The sequence below is a fragment of the Janibacter sp. CFPM2_SD2 genome (assembly GCF_057364645.1).
Window position 1 is genome coordinate 1 of record NZ_JBNFOF010000239.1, and the last position, 4153, is coordinate 4153.

A 4153-nucleotide genomic window follows, 5' to 3' on the forward strand; every position below is an offset into this window, starting at 1 on the left:
CCGTCGTCGCGCACGCGGCCCGCCCGGCGCGGGGGCCCGGGCGGGGGTGGTGGGGGTTCCGGTCGTCATCTGCTGGTCGCTCGGGCCGCTCAGGCCACCCGCTCGGTCGGCGGGGCGACCTCGCCGAGGATCTGGCCGATGACGTCGGTGGTCCGCACCCCGGCGAACTCCGCCTCGGCGGTGAGCAGCAGGCGGTGGGTCATCACCGGCTCGGCGAGCACCTTGACGTCGTCGGGCACGACGTGGGTCCGGCCCTGGCTGGCCGCCCAGGTCTTCGCGCAGCGCACGAGGGCGAGGCAGCCGCGCACCGACAGACCCAGGCGCAGGTTGCGGTGGCGTCGCGTGGCCTCGGCGAGGCGCGAGACGTAGGCGAGGATCGCCGGGTCGACGTGGACCTGGTCGGCGAGACCGGCCATGTCCTCGACGACCTTCGCCGTGACGACGGGGCGCAGCCCACGGGTGCGGTCGCGCCGGCCGGCCTCGGCGAGGACGGCGACGGTCGCCTCGTGGTCGGGGTAGCCGAGCGAGGTCTTCATGAGGAAGCGGTCGAGCTGCGCCTCGGGCAGGCGATAGGTCCCGGCCTGCTCGATCGGGTTCTGCGTCGCGACGACCATGAAGGGACGCCCGACGTCGTGGGTGGTGCCGTCGACGGTGACCCGTCCCTCCTCCATGACCTCGAGGAGGGCCGCCTGCGTCTTGGGCGAGGCGCGGTTGATCTCGTCGGCGAGGACGATCGTCGCGAAGACCGGGCCGCGGTGGAAGTCGAAGCGCTTGGTCTGCTGGTCGTAGATCGTCACACCGGTGACGTCGCTCGGCAGCAGGTCCGGGGTGAACTGGATGCGGCTCGAGGACCCCTGCACGGTGCCCGCGATGGCCCGGGCGAGCTGGGTCTTGCCGGTGCCCGGGTAGTCCTCGAGGAGCAGGTGCCCCTCGGACAGCAGGCAGGTGAGGGCCAGCCGCACGACGTGCTGCTTGCCGAGGACGACCTGGTCGACGTTGCCGACCATCTGCTGGAAGGCCTGGCTGAACCAGCTGGCCTGCTCCTGGGTGACGCTCATCCGTCCTACTTCCTCATCCGGTCTTCGTGGCGGTCGTGGGGCTGGTGGTGGGGCTCGACGTCGTCGGTCGACCCCAGGGTGTCGGCTCGTAGCGCTCGATCTCGTCACGGGGGGCGCCGCCGGGCCAGGTGTCGACGCGCACGTCGTCGGGCAGGCTCAGGTCGAAGACCGCCCGGTGTCGAGGTCGTTGAGCACGAGCTGGCCACGGGCCTGCCGCACGGCGACGCCGTTGCGACGGGTCTGCTCGCCCTCGGTGGGCAGCTCCACGGTCGGGCGCTTGTCCTGGGTGCAGGTGCGACCCCAGCGGATCGTTCCGCCCTCGCCCCATGCCGCGTAGAGGCAGGGGCCGTTGAGCGCCGGGCGTGAGATGCGGTTGAAGCGCGATCGGGAGCCCCCGGTGACCCCGGCCCCGCTGTCCTCGTCGATGCCCGAGAGGATCTCACCCTCGTTGCCCCCGTCGCTGTCGGAGTCGATCCGCATGAAGCCGGCGCTCTCGACGGTCGAGTAGGCGACGACGTGGCTCGCCGGCCCCGGCTGCTGGAGCGTGGCCACGACGAGGGACTGGCCGGCCTCCTCGTTGGACGCCGGCAGCGCCTGCGGCTGCTCCAGCCCCTCGGCCATGACCTTGCCCGTCTCGAGGTCGAGGACCACCCACGCGTCGCCGACCGCGGTGATGTCGGCGGCCCGGCCGGTGAAACGGAGGGAGGTGCGCTTCGGGGTGCCGAAGCCGTCCCCCTTCGCCGGGATCTCGACGACCCGGCCGCTATGCGCCGACACGGCCATGATGTCGCCGTCGTCGTCGACGGTGATCGAGGCCCGGGGCCCGACGGTGTCGAGCGGACCGACCTCGGCGAGGTCGCCGATCGAGCTGCCGCCCTCGGGGTCGAGCCGGGTGCCGACGATCCGCCCGGTGTCGTGGTCGACGAAGGCGAGGGTGTCGCCGCCGAGGGCCACGAGGTCGGGCCGCTGGAAGTCCTGGCCCGTCGCCCAGTGCGGCTCGGGCATCTGGACCGTCTCGACCGTGCCGGAGTCGTCCCGGACCGGCTCGCCGGTGCGGGTGTCGATGGCGACGAGCTGGCGGTCTGCGGTGACGCCGATCGCCTGCCGCCCGTCCTGGAGCACGTCGGGTCGCACGACCCCTTCGCCGTTGCCGGAGCGACCGGCGCCCTGGACGACGAGGTCGAGCTCGTGGGCGCCGGTGTTGACCCGACCCCAGTAGCCGGTGCGGCCGCCGGAGACCCAGATGCCCCCGTCGGTGAGGGCGACGTCGTGCACCGGCTGCCCATCGGCGCGCCAGGCGTAGATCGCGGCGACGGCGACGAGCAGCGCGACGACGCCACCCGAGGCGACCCGCAGCCACACCGGTCGCGGGCGGCGCTGCGCGCCCGCGGTCTGCTCCCCCTGAGCGGTCATGCCGGGCTCAGCCCTCCGCGCTCTCGGGGTCCTCGAGCAGGACGAGGTCGTCCTCGGTCACCATGCGCGTCGACAGGGCGTGCTCGACGAGGCGCGACTTGCGGTTGCTCGCGAGCTTGCCCGGCCCGCCGTGCAGGCCGCGGATGCCGGCATCGGCGAGCTTCTGGCAGACGTTGTCGAGCTTGCGGTTGAACTTCGTGACCTTCCAGCCGAGGCGCTCGGCGGCCGCCGCGGAGCTGGGGATCGTGCCCTGCCCGGCCCCGTCACGACGCAGGAAGTCCTCGCACAGGACGACGACGAGCAGCTTCTGGTCCGGGGTGAAGGCGACCCGGCCGACGGTCGTCTCGCCACCCTGCTGCGGGAGGAGGACCTCGTGGTCGACCGAGGTGAAGCTCGGGTTGCCGACGAGGACGTCGAAGTCGTAGGTCGTCGGCCCGGCGGTGAACCACACGGTGACCCGCTCGAAGGCGAGCGGGATGCGGGCGCCGGGGTTGAGCCAGGCCTGGAAGAGGCCCTTCTTGTCGGCGACGGTGGCGGTGAGCGTCGAGCCGACGTTGGTCAGCCACCACCAGCCACCCTCGTGGGTGATCTGGAGGAAGTGCCGGTGGAGGAAGGGGTTGTCGTCGATCTCGACGTCGCCCTCCCGACCGATCGTCAGGCTGCCCTCCCGCGGTGCCTCGTGCAGCTCACCGCAGAAGTCCACCGTCACCACGCTGTCGCTCATCAGCCACCCACCTCTTCGCACTGGACCGTCGACCACCCGGAGACCTGCCCACCCCGGACGACCTGCACCATCCCACACTGTCGCTGTCCGGGGGCGAGCGTCTGCTCGTAGACCGTCTCCCCCGGCAGGAGCGTGACCGGCTCACCGGACACCTGGTCCTCGTCGAGACCGGTCCGGATGCGGAAGCGGTCACCGGTGCGCAGGTCCGGGTACGTCATCTCCCAGCGCAGCACCTCGTCGTGAACGGTGACCTCGAGGGTCGGGGAGTCCGCGAGCGCGCCGCTGGGCTGCGTCGCGTCGGTGTACGTGGGCGCAGGCGGCTGCGCATCCTCGCGGGTGACCCACAGGACGAGGGCGAGGACGGCTGCCGCGACGACGAGGCCCACGATCCCGGCCACGAAGGGGATCAGGCCCACCTCGATCCCCTTCGACGGGGGCTCGGGCGGCGCCGGCTGACCCTGCGGGGGCACGGTCGGGGTCGTCACGACTTGTCCAGGCACTTGATCTCGGTCCACGGCGACGCGTCGGTGCCGCGACGCGCCTGGACCTGGCTGCAGACCCGGTCCGAGGTGCCGAACTCCTGGCTGAAGGTGCCCGTGCCGTCGGTGATGTTGCCGACGCCGGACGCCGTGATCCGGGAGAGGTCGGCATCTCCCGGCCCCGCCCGCACGAAGTAGCTGTCACCGTCCTGGAAGCCGTCGACCTTCATCGTGATGACGGCCTTCGACCCCTCCTGCTTCATCTCGAAGGTCGGGACGCTGCCGCCGAAGGCGGCGCCACCGGACGCCGAGGAGGAGCTGCTCGAGCTCGCCTCCCCGCCGCCGCGGCCGTTGAGCGCGATCACGCCGGCGACGATGCCGACGACGACGAGCAGGGCCGCGACGCCGGCGGCGATCGGGAGCATCCGGCGCCGGCCGGCGTCTGGAGCCGGCCGTGGGCCGGAGGACGTGACGGGTCG

Annotated in this window: 5 protein-coding genes; all 5 read right to left on the minus strand. The window is 72.6% G+C overall.

Features of this window, described 5'->3' with window-relative positions:
- Positions 1 to 89: 89 nt before the first annotated feature.
- Positions 90 to 1058 (minus strand): AAA family ATPase, encoded by a 969-nt coding sequence (locus AC2W7J_RS16335; protein ID WP_255184833.1) that lies wholly within the window; start codon positions 1056 to 1058, stop codon positions 90 to 92.
- A 156-nt stretch (positions 1059 to 1214) separates the two neighbouring features.
- Positions 1215 to 2471, minus strand: a complete 1257-nt coding sequence (locus tag AC2W7J_RS16340; RefSeq protein WP_485983693.1) for an NHL repeat-containing protein — start codon at positions 2469 to 2471, stop codon at positions 1215 to 1217.
- Between the two features lie 7 nt (positions 2472 to 2478).
- Positions 2479 to 3195, minus strand: a complete 717-nt coding sequence (locus AC2W7J_RS16345; RefSeq protein WP_255184835.1) for an FHA domain-containing protein — start codon at positions 3193 to 3195, stop codon at positions 2479 to 2481.
- Positions 3195 to 3680: a hypothetical protein gene (locus AC2W7J_RS16350; protein WP_421007680.1), complete on the minus strand. Its 486-nt coding sequence runs from the start codon at positions 3678 to 3680 to the stop codon at positions 3195 to 3197. Before AC2W7J_RS16350 ends, AC2W7J_RS16345 begins: the two co-directional genes overlap by 1 nt.
- Positions 3677 to 4153, minus strand: a 477-nt coding sequence (locus tag AC2W7J_RS16355; RefSeq protein WP_485983695.1) for a hypothetical protein, incomplete at its 5' end; no start/stop codon positions are given. The genes AC2W7J_RS16355 and AC2W7J_RS16350, both read right to left, overlap by 4 nt.

Coding starts and splice junctions, on each gene's coding strand:
- AC2W7J_RS16335 (WP_255184833.1), bottom strand. CDS start 1,058: ATGAGCGTCACCCAGGAGCAGGCCAGCTGGTTCAGCCAGGCCTTCCAG.
- AC2W7J_RS16345 (WP_255184835.1), bottom strand. CDS start 3,195: ATGAGCGACAGCGTGGTGACGGTGGACTTCTGCGGTGAGCTGCACGAG.
- AC2W7J_RS16340 (WP_485983693.1), bottom strand. CDS start 2,471: ATGACCGCTCAGGGGGAGCAGACCGCGGGCGCGCAGCGCCGCCCGCGA.